Below are 17,121 nucleotides of genomic sequence, written 5' to 3' on the forward strand. Positions count from 1 at the left end.
CTTCGGGATCGTACCGTACGACGGATGGCCGTGGCGGGGCTGGCACCGGCAACCAGCGTTTTGCTCCGCTAAACTCGTGGCCGGACAACGCCAACCTCGACAAGGCGCGCCGTCTGTTGTGGCCGATCAAGAAGAAATACGGCAACCGGATCAGTTGGGCCGATCTGATCATCCTGGCGGGCACGATTGCCTATGAATCGATGGGCTTGAAGACCTTCGGCTTCGCTTTTGGCCGCGAGGACATCTGGCATCCGGAGAAGGATATTTACTGGGGCTCGGAAAAAGAGTGGCTGAGCAGCACCCGTTATCACAGCGACGATGACCGTGCCTCGCTGGAAAACCCGCTAGCCGCGGTGGTCATGGGTCTGATCTACGTGAACCCTGAAGGGGTTGACGGCAAGCCTGATCCGCTGCGCACGGCACAGGACGTGCGCGTCACCTTCGCCCGTATGGCGATGAACGACGAGGAAACCGTTGCCCTGACCGCAGGTGGGCACACGGTGGGCAAGGCACATGGCAATGGCAACGCTGCCAATGTGGGCGCTGAGCCGGAAGGTGCCGATGTGTCGGAGCAGGGGCTTGGCTGGATGAACCACAAGACCCGCAGTATTGGCCGCGACACCGTGACCTCCGGCATCGAAGGGGCCTGGACCACCCATCCGACCAAGTGGGACAACGGCTTCTTCCACCTGCTCCTGACCTATGACTGGGAGCTGAAGAAATCTCCGGCCGGCGCCTGGCAGTGGGAGCCGATCAACATCAAGGAAGAAGACAGGCCAGTTGACGTCGAAGATCCTTCGATCCGCCACAATCCGATGATGACCGATGCCGACATGGCCTTGAAAGTCGATCCGGTCTATCGCGCAATCTCCGAGCGCTTCTACAAAGACCCTGACTACTTCTCAGAAGTCTTCGCACGCGCCTGGTTCAAACTGACCCATCGCGACATGGGACCGAAGGCGCGCTACATCGGCCCGGACGTTCCAGCCGAAGATCTGATCTGGCAGGATCCGGTTCCGGCCGGCCGCAAGGACTATGACGTGGCCACCGTGAAAGCGAAGATCGCGGCCAGCGGCCTGAGCGTTGCCGACGTGGTTGCCACCGCCTGGGATAGTGCCCGCACGTTCCGCGGATCGGATATGCGGGGCGGTGCCAATGGCGCTCGCATCCGGCTGGCCCCGCAGAAGGACTGGGAAGGCAATGAGCCGATCCGTCTTGCGCGTGTGCTCTCGATCCTGGAGCCGATCGCTGCCGAAACCGGCGCAAGCATCGCCGACGTCATCGTTCTGGCGGGCAACTATGGCGTTGAACAGGCCGCCAAGGCGGCCGGTTTCCCGGTCGAAGTGCCCTTCGCGCCAGGAAGAGGTGACGCCTCGCAGGAGCAGACGGATGTCGAATCCTTCGGCCCGCTGGAGCCGGTGGCCGACGGCTATCGCAACTGGCTGAAGAAGGACTATGCCGTCAGCGCCGAAGAGCTGATGCTGGATCGCACCCAGTTGTTGGGTCTGACCGCGCATGAGATGACGGCGTTGGTCGGCGGCCTGCGTGTCATTGGCGCCAACTACGGCGCTGCAAAACATGGCGTCTTTACCGACCGCGAAGGCTCGCTGACCACCGACTTCTTCGTCAACCTGACCGACATGGCCTACAAGTGGGTCCCGAAGGCGGCCAACCTCTATGAGATCGTGGACCGTAGCTCGGGCGCGGTGAAATGGACGGCAACCCGTGCAGATCTGGTGTTCGGCTCGAACTCGATCCTGCGCGCCTATGCCGAGGTCTATGCTCAGGACGACAACAAGGCAAAGTTCGTGCACGACTTCGTCGCAGCCTGGGCCAAGGTCATGAACGCCGATCGCTTCGATCGCCTCTGACAATAATACCGCCTTCCCCATCCCCGGATGGGGAAGGCAACCTGCGCAAAAACACGCCGCAGGACGTTGAAATGTCGGTATCAACAAGCGGCTCACTAAGCGTTACCTACTGAAATGGCGATGCCCCGTCGCATATGAGGCGTCTGTTCTTCGACGTTGAGATGGTTCCATCCATTTTCCGGCAGGACGCATACATCTCCTCCCGCAAGTTTACCTAGCTGCGACATCCCCCAGCGAGAGATCCTATTATGAAGCAAGTCACCGAAGCCCCTTTTCGACCGATCAAGCCCGAAAATTCAGCCGGCCACACTCACACAGCGGACACTACCGGCGATGCCGGCATGCGAGATGCATTCGAGTATACGCGCGAAGAGATACTCAGCATAACAAACTACCTTGAAGCCTTATATGCGCGAATTCAGCGGGCTACGCACGGCTGCGGCAACCTATCACTCGTGACGGATGATGCGCCAACAGGCGACTGTCCGGTCTTTTCATCATCAGCGCCGTCGCCAGGTTCGGCTCTTGCAGGAACCCCTAAAAAATGAGGACCGCGCTGACCAAGTTCAGGTCGCTGCGTAAAGATCGGAACGGCGGCATAGCGATCATGGCAGCTCTGTGTCTGCCGATCGTGATCGGCTTCACGGCACTATCTGTCGAATACGGATACGGATTGCTTGTAAAGGATCAGAACCAACGCACGGCCGACCTTGCATCTTATGCCGGAGCACTCGCTTATAGCGACACCAAGTCGGAAGACCGTATGAAGATGGCGGCCCTGCAAGTGGCAAAGCTCAATGGTATCGACGATGCCGATGTCGCCGTCTCGCTAACCTCTTCCCCGAAAGACGCCAATGCGCAGGCTGTTCGTGTCACAATCACGACTGCGAACACACTTTTTCTCGCTCCGGTTCTCGGCGTCAGCTCGAAACTCGATATCGGAGCAGAAGCCTATTCATCGCTCGGCGCGACTGGGAGCGGCTGCATCATAGCCTTGGACAAGTCCGGCTCGGGTGTCACTTTGTCGGGCGGAGTGCACGTTGGCGCGAGCAAGTGCGCTGTCAATTCAAACGCTGATCTCGTTGCGCCCTGCGGGACCAAGATCACCGCCAAGAACGCCACCTATTATTCGGGCTCATCGCAGCCGTGCCCATGGACAAGCAACATCGTTCAGGCGGACGGCAGTCCAGCGCCTGTGACCAAGCAGTACACCAGTGATCCCCTCGAGGGAAATTCGGAAGTGGCCGCGCTCAACCAACGCTTTACCGACAACCGCAATGCCTCGTGGCCGGCTAAGACCTCGGTTAAGAAAGGGACGGATATCGAGTTTGGGGGCAGCGTCTCTCCGAAGGACACGGCCGCCGCCATCGAGGTCGTCGGATGCAGCTACAATCCCTCGAACTACAACCAGTACTGGACCGCGAAATGGGACATCACCTGTTCCGACACGAAGATCAGCATCGGCTCCCTGCTGGTGCACGGCAATATTCAGGTGACGTTCAACCTCTCCGGCACCAAAAACACGACCTATGACTTCTCAGGTAAGATTCAGAACGATTTCGGCACGAAGCTGCAATTCGGGGCTGGCACCTTCAATGTTGCGAAGGGAGTTTATGGCGCAGACCTGACATTCGGCGTAGGCTCTTTCCATTTCGGCATAGGGGACAACCCTTGTGGCGACGCGCGCTATAGCCTGTGCAGCTCGGGCAAAGTCACCATCGATGGTCCCAGCACATTCATATTGGATGCCGGCTTCTATACCGGTGACGGGGCGACGCTGAAGCTCGGGGCCGGCAACAGCAACAGCTATATCATCGGAACGTCCAGCGGCGACAACGCAATCGGGCTCGGCGGTGGTTCCGTAACATCGATGGCGGACGCCAGCTCTGGCACAGGGGTCTTCCGTGTCAATGGCGACATCAATGGAGGTGGCGGCGGAAGCTGCATCACCATTCCGGCCAGCGCACAGCACGACATATCTGGCAGCGTCAATCTGGCCGGCGGCGCCCGGCTTGGCGATGGCATCTACACCGTCGACGGATATTTCTCGGTCAATACCGGCGGAGCCAGTTGCAGCGATTCCGTCGCTGTTTCAGGAAAGAACGTGACGATCATCATCTCAGGCGTCGAGACCCCCTCGGACTGGGAATGCAAGGGCAAAGCGTTTTGCCTGACAGGCGGCAACGCAATTACGCTGACTGCGCCGCAGACCGGGAGCTATGCCAATCTCGCCGTCATCGGCCCACAAACCTCGAAGAACACGACAGGGGCCGAGATCACATCAGGCGGTCGAGGCAAGATTTCCGGTGCGTTCTATTTTCCAAACGGGCTCATCGATTTCGGGGGCGGTGGTCAGATCGGTGACGCCGCAACCGGCTGCCTGCAACTGATCGGTGCGAGCATTTCGCTTTCCGGCGGTTCACAAGCCATGTCGGAGTGCACTCTGTCGCGCACACAGAGCAAGGTGACGTTGGTCCAATGAGTTTCCTCCAGAGAACGATTGGGAGAGTTGTCCTTTCGCTGCGCAGAACAAGAGCTGTCTTGAGGATGGACAACGAGGGCAACGCGGCTATCGAATTCGCTTTGATCACCCCCATCTTTGCCGTGATCCTGGCTTGCGGTGTCGACCTGGCGCTGCTGGTCTATTCCCGCTTCCAATTGGAAGCGACCGTATCAAATTGCGCCAGCTATGCGCTGATCAAGACCGAAATGGTGGACAGCAAGAACGGAAGCGATCTGGCGACGAAAATAGCAACCATGATCGCCAGCGAAGATACGGCTGGCGATACGCAAGCATCCGTGGTGGTCAACAACGGTGCCATTGCCGACTACAATGGCGCGAAGATCCTGGTGTATGGTCGAACAAGCCAGGCAGACGCCTGCTACTGTCCCAAGGGGAGTGGATCCTCACTCAGTTGGGGAGGCAGTCAAACCTGCGGCTCGGCCTGTCCGGACGGAGGACAGGCCGGCAAGTATGTCGCCATCAGCGTCACGCAAGCATTTACGCCGCTGCTTTCCGGCTTCGGCATCGTCAGCGCCGATTCTGTCCGCGCCAATGCGGTGGTGCGAACAAGATGAAGCAGCTTGCTCGGAGGCTTCTGCAGCTTCAGAAATCCAGCTCCGGCGCTAGCGCCGTGGAGTTCGCCTTGGTCGTTCCTGTGTTTCTGCTGATGTTGTTTGGCATTATCGAGTTCGCCCGATTGCTGTGGACAACCCACGCCCTCCATGAAACGGTGATCGCGACGGCGCGATGCATGGCCATCCCGCAGTTGGAATGCGAAGATGGCGGCGTTTACAGTGCCGACAAAGTCAAAACCTTTGCAGAAAACAAAGCTGCCGGCTGGCTCCTCGACATCGGTTTCGAATCGATTGTGCTAGACCATGATGCGAGTTGCAACGGAGTGGAGGAGGTTTCCCGCGTCGAAATCAACTACCAGTTCGTCACCGCCGTGCCGATGCTCCTGACATCGTTCGCAGGAGGAACAAGTCTGAGAGCCGTAAGCTGTTACGCAAATCAATGAAGGCTCCCGCGGGAATCGAGCTCGTTCACACCGCGGCGTGAGCAAGCCCCCATCACCTCAAATCCCTGGTCGCATAGGCCGTTATCATCGCCACGCCCCCCAACTAGCCGGAACAGTTTTTCGGTCTGCCATGGCCGGCTCCACGACCTCGCTTAGGTTAGAAATTTGCTGAATTCTTAAGAAAAATGTTAGCCGAGGATCTACGTGGGTGAATTTGCCGTTCAGCGCGTCCTCGCCACGTCACTCCGTCTGGATCATATGCGGCGCTGTCGGCCGCCAGATCGAATGACAGCCGCATTTCCGAGCACCCTTCACACTTCGGCTTAATGCCTTCCGGGGGCCCATTCGCCGCTCCTCAATTCAATAACAATCAGAGCTCTCCTGCAACAATTGCGAAGGTCTTATTCGCTAGCGTTATTGCCTGTTGAAAAATTCGGCCAGCTCTCGTGAGCTGTCGATTGCAGTCCCAATCTTCGAAGACCGGCCCGTGTCGAAACTCCCGGACCGTGGCCGCCAGATCGAGCCGTTGGTCAAAGCCGATCGCCTCCGGCGTGTAAGGGGGTATGGGCACCTTCATTGATCGGGTACCGATCCGGCATCGGCCGGAATTTCGGCCTTACCGGCCGCTTGTCGCTTGGCGACAAGCTTCAGCGGTTCGGCGGAGCCGCGCCAAACCTTCCTCGATCTCGGCATCGGAAAGAATCAGCGGCGGCAACAAGCGCATGACATTGTCTCCGGCGGTCACGGTGAGAAGCCCGTTCGCCTGCGCCGCGGCCACCACAAGCTTTACCGGAGGCACACACCGCAAACCGAGAAGGAGGCCCTCACCACGCACAGCGCTAAAGGCCCCGGGGTACTCAGCGACGATCGTCAGGAGTCGATCTAGCAGCCGCCTGCCCTTGTCGCGCACCGTGATTAAGAACGCCTCATCGGATACGATTTTCAACACCTTGGCGGCGATTGCCATAGCGAGGGGGTTGCCTCCAAAGGTGCTACCATGCGTTCCGGGCGCCATACAAGAGCCGACTTCTTCGGAGGCGAGGCAGGCAGCGACTGGAAAACCGTTCCCCAACCCCTTGGCAGCCGCAAGGATATCCGGATCGACGCCAGCGGCTTGACACGCGAAGAGATGTCCAGTGCGGCCTACCCCCGTCTGAACCTCATCAAAGATTAAAAGAATGTCCTGTTGATCGCAAAACTCCCGGATGCGCTGTAATACGGCGACGTCGTGCTTGCGTATGCCACTTTCGCCCTGTATCGGCTCCACGAGTATTGCAGCCGTCTCCGTGCCGCAAGCCGTTTGAAGGGCGTCAAGATCGCCGAACGGGACTACGTCGAAGCCCGGGGCGACCGGTCCGAATCCTTCAAGATATTCGTGGCGGCCACCAGCGGCGATGGTCGCGAGCGTCCTGCCATGAAACCCGCCCTCGAAGGTGATGACGCGGTAGCGCTCAGGGCGCCCGGAAGCATATTGGTATCGACGCGCTGTCTTGATCGCAGTCTCTACGGCCTCGGCCCCGGAATTGTTGAAAAATACCCGCTGGGCAAAGGTCTTCTCGCATAAAAGGCGAGCAAGTGCCTCCTGCTGGGGGATGCGCACCGCGTTCGAGACATGCCACAGCTTTCCTCCTTGTCGATGCAATTCTTCAACCAGGATTGGATGCGAATGGCCAAGACCAGTAACAGCGATCCCTGTCGCAAAATCGAGGTAACGCTTCCCATCGGTACCGACGAGCCAGGCGCCCTCGCCATGTGTGAAAGAAACCTCAGCACGCTGGAAACAGGGAAACAGATGCTGCGCTCCGTCAACGGACACGCGGTTCGGACTAGCCATTTGCATTGGCCCTCCGGGTCTCGCTGTATGCCCAGCCGAGCCACTCAAGCGCGAGGCCCAGATCGCGAGCATCGACCGTGGCGCCGCCCCAGAAGCGAAAACCGGGAGGGGCAGTGCGATACGCGCCCACATCGAAGGCGATGTTTTCCTCTGCAAGTTTCGCAACAATGGCGCCAGCGAGCTTGGTCTGCTCTGCGACGTTGCCAGTCAGATCCGGATCGACGATTTTGAGGCAGAGGGAAGTTTGCGAACGGATTTCCTCGCGGTCGGCGAGGAAATCGCACCAGTCGTTACGGCTGACCCATTCGGCCGCACGATTAAAGTTCTCCTGGCATCGCGCCTTAAGGGCAGGCATTCCGCCGATGTCACGCGCCCATCTCAGTCCGTCAATCGCGTCCTCTACGGCCAGCAGCGAGGGCGTGTTGATGGTTTCGCCAACAAAAAGACCTTCGCTCACGAGTCCCCGGCTCACCATCCGATAGAGCTTCGGCAGCGGCCAACGCGGTACATGATCTGTCAGTCGTGCGATGGCACGCGGGCTCATGACGATCATGCCATGCGCGCCCTCACCACCGAGCACTTTCTGCCACGACCAGGTCGTAACATCGAGCTTGGCCCATGGCAGATCCATCGCAAAGGCGGCGGAGGTCGCGTCACAGATGGTCAAGCCGGTCCGACTATCGTCGATCCAGTCGGCGTCCGGTACGCGGACACCCGATGTCGTACCGTTCCAGGTAAAGACGACGTCACGGGATGGATCGGCCTGTAACAGATCCGGTAGTTCACCATAGGGCGATTGAAAGACACGCCGATCCTCCAGCTCCAGCTCCTGGGCGATATCCTTTACCCAATCATCGCCGAAACTCTCCCAGGCAAATACATCAACGCCTCGCGCGCCAAGAAGTCCCCAAAGCGCCATCTCGACAGCGCCGGTGTCTGAGCCGGGTACGATGCCGATTCGATAGTCCTCGGGAATTTCAAGCACCTCGCGCGTAAGGTCGATGACCTCTCGCAGCTTTGCCTTTCCTTCGTTCGAACGGTGCGAACGTCCGAGGATAGCGCCCTCTAGCACATTGAAGGTCCATCCGGGCCTCTTGCGGCAGGGGCCGGAAGAGAAATTGGGGCTCGAGGGCTTCGTTGACGGCTTTGCCGGGGTGGCGGCCATTGGATAGGATCCTTTGAGACGTTATGTGGAGAACCCTCACGCAAGACTGAGGTAATGCGGGAGCGAGCGGCTGATTTCGGAGGCAGCTGTCAAAGGCGCATGCTTCGCTTGCCACCAGTTGAGATCCTCGTCGAAAACGGCACACCGGCCGACGCAACGCCGCGGCGGGATCGTGAGTCATCACATTCAGAGTCCGGGCCACAATTGACACTCGGACCTGCCGTGAGCGACGAGAAAAAAGCACAAGCCGGATAGAAGCCTCGCCGATTTCTCGATCGCTACGCAAATGACATTCATTTCGGAGGTCTTTGCCATAGGCGAACTATTGGCTTGGGCTTGCATGCTTTGAAGGGCCTAACCTCTCGGGCAGAAAGGGATCTGGAGCATGAGATCAACCACAGGCGACCAGACCTGCGGTAGCTCTGAGCGCGGTTTCCTTGCACGAATGGTCGTGAAGACCTTAAACGCCATCAGCAGCACGCCGATGAGGTAGATGGCATGAAGCCCGATTTCCGCGAGTTTGAACCAGCGAGCAATCTGACCGTCCCGCGTGGCCTTGTGTCGCCCGTCCTGGAGTATCACATCATCCATTCCTAAATCCCTCCTGCAGCCGGCATGTCTGGACAAAGACATGATGGTCGTATTAGCATGGCATTAAGCCATACACGTATAACCCGACATGATCCAGACAAAATAGCGAAAATCTGATATTCTAAAGTTGAATTGCGGTCGCAAGCGCAAACTGCAGGTGATTTCTGGCGCATCTTTCAGAAATCCCTGCGGCTGAACCCCAAGGAGCCATACAATGTCACATCGCGCAAACTGGCCAAGTAGCGCGCCCGCCTCACTCAAGGCCGCCCTCAGTCCCTGCTCTCTGGCGGCAGCGCTGCGCTGGATCTCACCTCACAAAGCAGAAGAGGCCACCGGCATCCTCATCGCGGCCGGGTTCGACCTGCTCGAGGTTCGGTTGAATTCATCCTATCTGCTGAACGGCATAGAGCAGCTTGTGCGACGGTTCCACGCTGGCGCGCTCATCGGAGCCGGAGTGTGATGTCACCGGCCGATATTCCGCGCGTTCACCACGTCGGTAAGCGGCTCATGGTCATGCCGAATGCCTCAACGGCCTTGATCGCTGCCGCTCATAAACGAAGGAGGGCGCGCTTCCCAGGCGCTGTCACTCCGACGGAAGGTTTGGCAGCGCCCCAAGCGGATGCCGATAGACTGAAGATCGTTCCGGCGCAGGCCATCTCGCCAACCGGCCTTAAGGTGTGGCGAGCGGTCTTTGCCTACATTATCCCCCTTCTTCCAAATGGCGGAATTGCGCCCGAGAGGATGGTCGACTGGAGATCCGCTGGAGCAAGCGGTTTTGGGATACGTGGAAATCTTTACAGACCGCGACGGTCGCTCGACGGCATCAGGGCCAATGCCGAGCCTTTCGTCGGCACCTGGAAAGCTTCCATTGCTCAGAGAGCCAGTGAACGAGCGAAGGAGACGTCATGCACGCCGACACAAGCCTGATCAACGTCGATTTCGTCGACCGTCAGCTCTGGTCGCGCATTCTGTCGGAAGCCGAGAAAGCCTCCGTGCAAGATATCTTCATGGCGCCCATTCTCATGACGTGCATCAAGGATGCGCGCGATCTCCCCGGCGCGATCATAGGTCGGATTGCGGGCCTGCTTTCGTCGCCTCAACCTTCCGCTTCGCTCCACACAGCACTACACGCTCTTCTGGACGAGGACACTCGTATCCTGTCCGCCGCGGCATTCGATCTTGTCGCCGTCCTTGAGCGCGATCCGGCGACCACCAGGGCTCTGCATGTCGTCCTTCACGCCAAAGGGTTTCTGGCGCTCCAAACACATCGGTTCGCCAATGCCCTCTGGAAGTCCGGTCGCACGGAGTTCGCCCTGTATCTCCAAGGCTGCGCTTCCCGAGTGTTCCAAGTCGACATTCACCCGGCAGCGCGGCTTGGCGTCGGCATCTTCCTCGACCACGCGACTGGCATTGTCATCGGCGAGACCAGCATCGTCGAGGATAATGTCTCAATCCTTCAGAACGTCACGCTCGGTGGTACGGGCAAAGAAACCGGAGAACGGCATCCAAAGGTCAGATCCGGTGTCTTGATCGGCGCCGGGGCGTCCATTCTCGGAAAAATCGAGATCGGCGCCAATGCACGTATCGGCGCCGGATCTGTCGTTCTCAAGCCGGTCACTCGCGGTACGACTGTGGCCGGCGTTCCTGCACGGGTGGTCAGGCAAGATCGCTCTTCAGAACCGTCCCGAACCATGGATCAGGTCTTCGATGAGGGCAAACCTCTTTATGACGTCGGTCTGTGATACAACGCAGAGACAGAGGTGCAATAATTCTTAATATGACGTCGCATCGGGTCATGTTCCTAGAACCAAACCGATTCCGGTGAAGTGGTCGCTTGAACGCCTCGGTATAATTCCTGCGTATCATCGCCTCCAATCACACCACTGAGTCCGAACAGGTGTGGTCGGCTCGCTTGAGCCCTTCGCCAAGCTCTACAAGTAGGTCGGGGTGCGCCATGATCAGCAAACCTGCGCGGAAAGCGAAAGGCCTTAAAAGTCCTCTCTCCCCAATCCGTTCTTACTGCTCAGTTTGACAGCCAACTGAATACAGTTTGGTCATGGCCGGACGGAAATTCGCCAATACCGCGAGCGTCCGGCCGCCGAGAACACGGCGGAGACGGCGCGCGAATGCACTGGGCTGGCTTCGCTTCCAGCAGAACGCCCCCGGACGCTTGGTTGTCAGGCTTTCTGAACGTTCGCGACAACTTGCCCAGTCGTTCAACGTACATGACTATTGCAATGTATGGCCTATTAGCATACAAATCTATCAGATAATGTAGGGTGATGCCTCTGTCTGCGGAACGGTCATCATTCGCCGGCCGCCAAAAGGTGCTGATATGGATTACAACAAGACGTTCGAAGATCTTCTCGCTGTGATGAAGCTCGATGGGCGCTATAGGACCTTCGCCGAGCTTGAGCGCATTGCCGGCGAGTTTCCGACGGCGCTGTGGCACAAACCGGACGGAGAAACGAAGCGAGTTACCGTCTGGTGCAGCAATGACTACCTGGGCATGGGTCAGCATCCTGAAGTGCTGGCCGCAATGCACAAGGCGATCGACATGTCGGGAGCGGGCACCGGCGGCACGCGCAATATCTCCGGTACCAATTGCCAGCATGTCGCCCTCGAAACCGAGCTCGCCGACCTCCATGGCAAGGAGGCGGCGCTGATCTTCACGTCAGGCTGGATCTCCAACCTCGCCGCGCTCGGCACACTCGGGCGAGTCTTGCCGAACTGCGCCATTTTCTCGGATGCCCAGAACCATAACTCCATGATCGAAGGCATTCGTCGATCGGGGGCCGACAAATTCATTTTCCGCCACAACGACGCGGCCCACCTTGACGAGCTGATGAGTGCAGTGGACCCGGCGCGTCCAAAGATTGTCGCGTTTGAGAGCGTCTATAGCATGGACGGTGACATTGCCCCGATTGCAGCAATATGCGACGTCGCGGACAGGCACGGAGCCCTGACCTATCTCGATGAGGTCCATGCCGTTGGCCTCTATGGTCGACGCGGGGGCGGCGTCGCCGAACGCGAAGGTCTGGCTCAGCGGCTTACGATCATTGAAGGCACGCTCGCCAAGGCCTTTGGAGTCATGGGCGGCTATGTCACCGGCCCTGCGACGCTGATCGATGTCATCCGAAGCATGGCAGATAGCTTCATCTTCACCACCTCACTCTGTCCGCATCTGGCGGCAGGCGCGCTCGCCGCCATCCAGCACGTGAAAGCACATCCGGAGGACCGGGCGCGTCAGGCCGCGAATGCGGCACAGCTCAAGGCGATGCTCATCGATGCCGGGCTCCCCGTTCTCGACACGCCCAGCCACATCCTACCAGTCATTGTCGGAGACGCGCATCTGTGCCGCCGTATCAGCGAGCGGCTGCTCGCCGAGCACGCCGTCTACGTGCAGCCGATCAACTATCCGACGGTCGCACGTGGGCAGGAACGGCTTCGAATTACGCCAACACCGCTCCATACCGAGGCACACATGCGCGCGCTCATCGATGCGCTTGTTTCCGTTGGCAGCGACCTCGGTTGGACCGCCGCAAGGCGGGCAGCCTGATGGCAAGCCTATTCGGGAGAGCGCCATGACCCAGAGTGTCGTCACCGCAAATCGCCTGATCGACGGTGTCGTCGTCTGGCTCGACATCGCAGACGGTTGGAGCGACAGGCTGGAGTCTGCGGCCGTTCTGGACGATGAAGCAATTGTCATATCGATCGACAGACTTCAAACGCGCGACCACAATATCGCCGTCGATATTCGTGGCATCCCGGTTGATATCATCGATGGTGTCCCAGCACCGAAAGCCCGCCGGGAAAGGCTGAGGAGCCTGGGGCCTAGCGTCCGCCCCGATCTTGCCGCCACGGCTCCTGGCGCGCGTTGGGCCGCCACTCCGCTCCCCAATCCACCTTCGGCGACTTCCACATCACCGTTCGCCGGAATCTATCGCTACGACGAATACGACCGGCAGTTCCTGCGCGACCGTGCCGAGCAGTTTCGCAACCAAGTGAACCGACGTCTTTGCGGTGAGCTCAGCGAGGACGAGTTCAAACCATTCCGCCTAATGAACGGCCTTTATCTGCAGTTGCACGGCTATATGCTTCGCGTTGCGCTGCCTTACGGTGTCCTCTCGGCTTCCCAGATGCGCCAGCTTGCCTACGTAGCGCGTCATTTCGATCGCGGCTACGGGCATTTCACGACCCGCCAGAATATTCAGTTCAACTGGCCGCGCTTGGCAGACACGCCGCAAATCCTCGCAGTTCTTGCTGAAGCGGATCTGCACGCGATCCAGACAAGTGGAAACTGCGTGCGCAACGTCACGACCGACCATTTCGCGGGAGCTGCAGCGGAGGAGGTGATCGACCCGCGTCTCTACGCCGAAATCCTGCGTCAATGGTCGACCGACCACCCCGAGTTCACCTATCTGCCCCGCAAGTTCAAGATCGCCATTACCGGAAGCCCGCAAGACCGTGCAGCGGTGCGTGTCCATGATATCGGCATCCTGGCTCGGCGCAACTCTGATGGCGAGCCAGGATTTCAGATTTTTGCCGGCGGCGGCCTGGGGCGCACACCGATCGTCGGCATCAAGGTCCGGGATTGGCTCCCGGTTCGCGATCTGCTTCGTTATGTCGAGGCTATCCTGCGCGTCTATAATGCACTCGGTCGCCGCGATAACATCTACAAGGCACGCATCAAGATCCTCATCCGCGAGATGAAGGCAGAGCGCTTCATCGAGATGATCGAGGAAGAATTCGCTGGCATGCCCCCCGCCTACAACATTCTTGAGGACGACATCGTGGCGACCGTCGCGGCGCGCTTCAACGAACCGCCTTTCCTGTCGCTCGCCATTCGCGCAGCCGAACTGGATGACGCGATGCGCCGAGACCGTTCTTTCCGGGCTTGGTGCCGCACCAATACGCATCCCCATCGTCAGCCCGGCTATGTTTCGGCCGTCATATCGCTGAAACCGGTGGGCGGCATCCCGGGCGACGTCAGTGCCGATGAAATGGATGCAATTGCAGACGCAGCCGACCGCTTCTCCTTTGGAGAAATCCGCGTCTCGCACGAACAGAATGTCGTTTTGCCACATGTTCGACAGGCCGAGCTCTATGTTCTTTGGCAGAGCTTGGTCGCAGGTGGCCTCGCATCAGCCAATGTCGGTCTCGTGACAGATATTATTGCCTGCCCAGGCATGGACTATTGCAGCCTCGCGACGGCGCGCGCCATCCCGATCGCGCAGAAGATCGCCGAACGCTTTGCCGATCCGGAGAGGCAGGAGCAGATCGGGCCTCTCGATCTCAATATCTCGGGCTGCATTAACGCCTGTGGGCACCACCATGTCGGCCACATTGGCTTGCTTGGCGTCGATAAGAACGGAGAAGAGGTCTACCAGATCACACTCGGGGGCTCGGCAGACGACAAGGCATCGATCGGAAGCATCATCGGCCCTGGTGTCGAAGCCGACGCAGTTCCCGATGCGATTGAAGCAATTGTCGATGCCTATATAGCCAACCGCTTTGACAACGAGGCATTCATCGAGACCTACAGGCGACTTGGTGCGGCTCCATTCAAGGAGGCTGTCTATGCAGGTCATCAATAAACTGGCGCATCTCATCGACGACGTCTGGTGTTATTCTGATCTGTATGAAGACATCAAGTCGCCCCCAAACACGGTTCTGCCTTTGGGCACGCTCGCCGCCATCGCATTGGATGCGCCCCTCTGTCGACCTTTGGGCGTATTGGCGCCGGCCGGCACGACGGCTGACAGAATCGTTGCGTTTCTGAGCAGAGTTGACCTGGTGGTCGTGGAATTCCCGAAGTTTCGCGATGGCCGTGGTTTCACCCTTGCACGCACTCTTAGGGAAAAGCATGGGTTCGAGGGCGACATCCGCGCAATCGGACATATTCTGCCTGATCAGTTCGCAGCCCTCATGCAATGCGGTTTCTCTTCAATCGAGCTTCCTGCCAATCACCCGGTGGACCAGTGGACCCGCGTGGTACCGGGTATCGTAACCACTTCGACCGCCGGTCCGCTGTTGCAAAGGCTACTCGGCAAGCGTGACGCCTCAACAACAAAGCGAGAGAAGACTTGATGACTGCCGGACGAGGCCGAAGATACGAGCGCATGCATCTTTCCGACATGAAAGGCTACACCCCAGGAACACAGCCGGGAGCCGCCTCGATCAAGTTAAACACCAACGAGAATCCTTTCCCGCCGAGCCCGAAGGTGATGGCGGCCTTGGCCAACGTCTCCGCCCGCGCGCTGCAACGATACCCCGACCCTATAGCCAGTGGCTTCCGGGAAGCAGCTGCAAATCTCCACCACGTCCCTCTCGACCAAATAATCGCAACCAACGGCGGCGACGAGTTGCTTCGCCTCGCGCTTACGACATACGTCGATCCCGGACGCGCCATCGGTGTCGTGACGCCCGGCTATGGCGTCTACTCGGTCCTGTCCCATATCCATCAAGCCCCCTTGAGCCCGGTACCACTGCAGGAGGACTGGACACTCCCGTCATCAGCAACCGATCAATGGAACGACGATGGTGCCCAACTCGTGATTCTCACCAATCCACACGCGCCCTCCGGCACCCTGTTCCCTTTCGACGTTGTCGAGCGCGTTGCAGCGAACTTTTCGGGGGTCTTGCTGATAGACGAAGCCTACGTCGACTTCGTGGAGCCCGCGTTGCGATACGACACGACTGCACTTGCGTCCCGGTATCCAAACATCCTTCTGCTGCGGACTTTGAGCAAGGGTTATTCGCTTGCCGGCATTCGGCTTGCCTACGGCCTCGGCTGTTCCAAACTGATCGCGCCCATGCTCGAAAAAACCAAGGATTCGTACAACATCGACGCGATTGCCCAACAACTCGGCCGGGTCGCGTTAGAAGATCGCGCCTATGCATGCCTTTGCTGGCAGCAGGTTCTGCAAGAGCGAAGGAGGCTCACGAGCGGTCTGGAAGAGCTCGGGTTCAAGGTCGAGCGGTCTCAAGCCAACTTTGTGCTGGCCTCACCGCCTCGACATTCGCCGTCGAACGCGCGAGAACTCAAAGATAAACTACAGGACCGAGACATCTATACCCGTTGGTTCGACGAACAGGAGTTACACGACCGCCTCCGTATCTCGATTGGCACTAGTGACGAAAACATCGCCCTGCTGACTGCGCTTCGGGATTTGACGTGCGCTGCCAGCGAAGCCGAGAGCGATTGGCAATCCGGCGAGCACTACACCTAACCGACTAGGCGAAGCGCGACCTTTCGGCCGAGCATGGGTGGCACAGGCTGACAATCGAAACAGGCGAGTAGAAAATTCATGCGCGGCTCTTCCCGGCCGGCATGACAAGCAGGTGAAGCTGAAACCGCTATAACGTCTGTGGGGATTCATACTGAATTGATGACGGCCGCGGCGAGATGGATGATTGCACCACTTATGCCGTGTGATGGGAATGTTATGATCGAAGTTAGGTTCGACGATGGTTTGGACAAAAAATGAAGCTGCTGAAGCAGCAGAGTTGAGGTGGTGCGCCTCACGATAGATGTGTCATTTAGTAGGCTGGATATATTCAAAATGTGAGATTGGTTCCCTTTAGTCTTCATTCCGTTCAAGCTTATCGTGTTAGGCACGGGCATGTTCTTCGCCATCAAGTGGCATCACGATCAAGGGAAGAAATAGCGAAACCAGCGGACCGTAAACGCCCGCCGAACACTCCCATGACGCCTCAGATTAAGGTCCGAGGGGATGCATCTTGAATTGATGACGGCTGCGGGGAGATGGATGATTGCTGAGAAGCTTTCGTCTGTCTTGTCAGCACTCATGGCGGTGACTTTGAAATCCTTGAGCTTACAGAAGAAATCCTCGATTAGGTGTCAGCACTTATAAAGCTGGCGATCCAGAGGCAATAGCTTTGAACGGCGCGAATGCGGGGAGATGACGATCGTGGCCCCACGTTTGTTTAGGTCGTTGACGATCGTATCGCTGTCAAATGCCTTGCCGGCAATCAGACCGTCAAACCCCGACGTCTTTGACCAACGGTTCAACGCCGACCTACAAAGCGATGACCTGGAGAAAGCTTCAACCGCACCAAATTGCCGGGTGCATCGGTCAGCGCAAGGATTTTAGTCGTCATTTCAACCTTTCGAGC

General features: G+C 58.5%; 14 protein-coding genes. 11 read left to right on the plus strand and 3 right to left on the minus strand.

Features of this window, described 5'->3' with window-relative positions; all coding sequences use genetic code 11:
* From katG to GA0061100_RS28505, 5 genes are all read left to right on the plus strand, one after another.
* Nucleotides 1-1,871: catalase/peroxidase HPI (gene katG / locus GA0061100_RS28490; RefSeq protein ID WP_075856231.1), on the plus strand; the 1,871-nt coding region annotated here is incomplete at its 5' end.
* Between the two features lie 248 nt (nucleotides 1,872-2,119).
* On the plus strand, nucleotides 2,120-2,419 hold the full coding sequence (locus GA0061100_RS34510; protein WP_143525558.1) for a hypothetical protein: 300 nt from the start codon (nucleotides 2,120-2,122) through the stop codon (nucleotides 2,417-2,419).
* Nucleotides 2,416-4,353: a TadE/TadG family type IV pilus assembly protein gene (locus tag GA0061100_RS28495; RefSeq protein ID WP_280173858.1), complete on the plus strand. Its 1,938-nt coding sequence runs from the start codon at nucleotides 2,416-2,418 to the stop codon at nucleotides 4,351-4,353. The genes GA0061100_RS34510 and GA0061100_RS28495 overlap by 4 nt, the downstream gene beginning before the upstream one ends.
* 65 nt (nucleotides 4,354-4,418) lie before the next feature.
* Nucleotides 4,419-4,949, plus strand: a complete 531-nt coding sequence (locus GA0061100_RS28500; protein WP_159444812.1) for a TadE/TadG family type IV pilus assembly protein — start codon at nucleotides 4,419-4,421, stop codon at nucleotides 4,947-4,949.
* Nucleotides 4,946-5,392 carry a TadE/TadG family type IV pilus assembly protein gene (locus GA0061100_RS28505; protein ID WP_075856233.1) on the plus strand — a complete coding sequence of 149 codons (447 nt, stop codon included), beginning with the start codon at nucleotides 4,946-4,948 and terminating at the stop codon, nucleotides 5,390-5,392. Before GA0061100_RS28500 ends, GA0061100_RS28505 begins: the two co-directional genes overlap by 4 nt.
* Before the next feature lie 616 nt (nucleotides 5,393-6,008).
* Here GA0061100_RS28505 and GA0061100_RS28515 read toward each other — a convergent pair.
* The 3 genes from GA0061100_RS28515 to GA0061100_RS28525 all read right to left on the minus strand — a co-directional run bounded on the left by GA0061100_RS28515 (nucleotide 6,009) and on the right by GA0061100_RS28525 (nucleotide 8,982).
* Nucleotides 6,009-7,226, minus strand: coding sequence for an aspartate aminotransferase family protein (locus GA0061100_RS28515; protein WP_075856343.1), 1,218 nt, complete (start codon nucleotides 7,224-7,226; stop codon nucleotides 6,009-6,011).
* Nucleotides 7,219-8,391: a phosphoserine transaminase gene (locus GA0061100_RS28520; protein WP_075856235.1), complete on the minus strand. Its 1,173-nt coding sequence runs from the start codon at nucleotides 8,389-8,391 to the stop codon at nucleotides 7,219-7,221. Before GA0061100_RS28520 ends, GA0061100_RS28515 begins: the two co-directional genes overlap by 8 nt.
* 354 nt (nucleotides 8,392-8,745) lie before the next feature.
* Nucleotides 8,746-8,982 (minus strand): hypothetical protein, encoded by a 237-nt coding sequence (locus GA0061100_RS28525; RefSeq protein WP_075856236.1) that lies wholly within the window; start codon nucleotides 8,980-8,982, stop codon nucleotides 8,746-8,748.
* Nucleotides 8,983-9,196: 214 nt separating this feature from the next.
* On the opposite strand from GA0061100_RS28525, the gene GA0061100_RS34170 reads away from it, so the two are divergent.
* The 6 genes from GA0061100_RS34170 to hisC all read left to right on the plus strand — a co-directional run bounded on the left by GA0061100_RS34170 (nucleotide 9,197) and on the right by hisC (nucleotide 16,214).
* A complete protein-coding gene (locus GA0061100_RS34170; protein WP_083961461.1) occupies nucleotides 9,197-9,442 on the plus strand; it encodes a beta/alpha barrel domain-containing protein in 246 nt (81 codons plus the stop codon).
* Nucleotides 9,443-9,887: 445 nt separating this feature from the next.
* Nucleotides 9,888-10,724 carry a serine O-acetyltransferase gene (cysE, locus tag GA0061100_RS28535; RefSeq protein ID WP_075856237.1) on the plus strand — a complete coding sequence of 279 codons (837 nt, stop codon included), beginning with the start codon at nucleotides 9,888-9,890 and terminating at the stop codon, nucleotides 10,722-10,724.
* Nucleotides 10,725-11,317: 593 nt separating this feature from the next.
* Entirely contained in the window at nucleotides 11,318-12,541 is a 1,224-nt protein-coding gene (gene hemA / locus GA0061100_RS28540) for a 5-aminolevulinate synthase (RefSeq protein WP_075856238.1), read from the plus strand.
* A 25-nt stretch (nucleotides 12,542-12,566) separates the two neighbouring features.
* Complete coding sequence (locus GA0061100_RS28545) at nucleotides 12,567-14,579, plus strand: DUF2849 domain-containing protein (RefSeq protein ID WP_075856239.1); 2,013 nt, start codon at nucleotides 12,567-12,569, stop codon at nucleotides 14,577-14,579.
* The gene (locus tag GA0061100_RS28550) at nucleotides 14,563-15,072 is read left to right on the plus strand and encodes a DUF934 domain-containing protein (protein ID WP_075856240.1); all 510 of its coding nucleotides are present in this window, start codon (nucleotides 14,563-14,565) and stop codon (nucleotides 15,070-15,072) included. Before GA0061100_RS28545 ends, GA0061100_RS28550 begins: the two co-directional genes overlap by 17 nt.
* Before the next feature lie 32 nt (nucleotides 15,073-15,104).
* Entirely contained in the window at nucleotides 15,105-16,214 is a 1,110-nt protein-coding gene (gene hisC, locus GA0061100_RS28555; RefSeq protein WP_208621590.1) for a histidinol-phosphate transaminase, read from the plus strand.
* Nucleotides 16,215-17,121: the final 907 nt, after the last annotated feature.

The organism is Martinezella hainanensis (assembly GCF_900094555.1).
In the GTDB taxonomy this organism is placed as follows: Bacteria; Pseudomonadota; Alphaproteobacteria; order Rhizobiales; family Rhizobiaceae; genus Rhizobium; species Rhizobium hainanense.

Coding starts and splice junctions, on each gene's coding strand:
- GA0061100_RS34510 (WP_143525558.1), top strand. CDS start 2,120: ATGAAGCAAGTCACCGAAGCCCCTTTTCGACCGATCAAGCCCGAAAAT.
- GA0061100_RS28495 (WP_280173858.1), top strand. CDS start 2,416: ATGAGGACCGCGCTGACCAAGTTCAGGTCGCTGCGTAAAGATCGGAAC.
- GA0061100_RS28500 (WP_159444812.1), top strand. CDS start 4,419: ATGGACAACGAGGGCAACGCGGCTATCGAATTCGCTTTGATCACCCCC.
- GA0061100_RS28505 (WP_075856233.1), top strand. CDS start 4,946: ATGAAGCAGCTTGCTCGGAGGCTTCTGCAGCTTCAGAAATCCAGCTCC.
- GA0061100_RS28515 (WP_075856343.1), bottom strand. CDS start 7,226: ATGGCTAGTCCGAACCGCGTGTCCGTTGACGGAGCGCAGCATCTGTTT.
- GA0061100_RS28520 (WP_075856235.1), bottom strand. CDS start 8,391: ATGGCCGCCACCCCGGCAAAGCCGTCAACGAAGCCCTCGAGCCCCAAT.
- GA0061100_RS28525 (WP_075856236.1), bottom strand. CDS start 8,982: ATGGATGATGTGATACTCCAGGACGGGCGACACAAGGCCACGCGGGAC.
- GA0061100_RS34170 (WP_083961461.1), top strand. CDS start 9,197: ATGTCACATCGCGCAAACTGGCCAAGTAGCGCGCCCGCCTCACTCAAG.
- cysE (WP_075856237.1), top strand. CDS start 9,888: ATGCACGCCGACACAAGCCTGATCAACGTCGATTTCGTCGACCGTCAG.
- hemA (WP_075856238.1), top strand. CDS start 11,318: ATGGATTACAACAAGACGTTCGAAGATCTTCTCGCTGTGATGAAGCTC.
- GA0061100_RS28545 (WP_075856239.1), top strand. CDS start 12,567: ATGACCCAGAGTGTCGTCACCGCAAATCGCCTGATCGACGGTGTCGTC.
- GA0061100_RS28550 (WP_075856240.1), top strand. CDS start 14,563: ATGCAGGTCATCAATAAACTGGCGCATCTCATCGACGACGTCTGGTGT.
- hisC (WP_208621590.1), top strand. CDS start 15,105: ATGCATCTTTCCGACATGAAAGGCTACACCCCAGGAACACAGCCGGGA.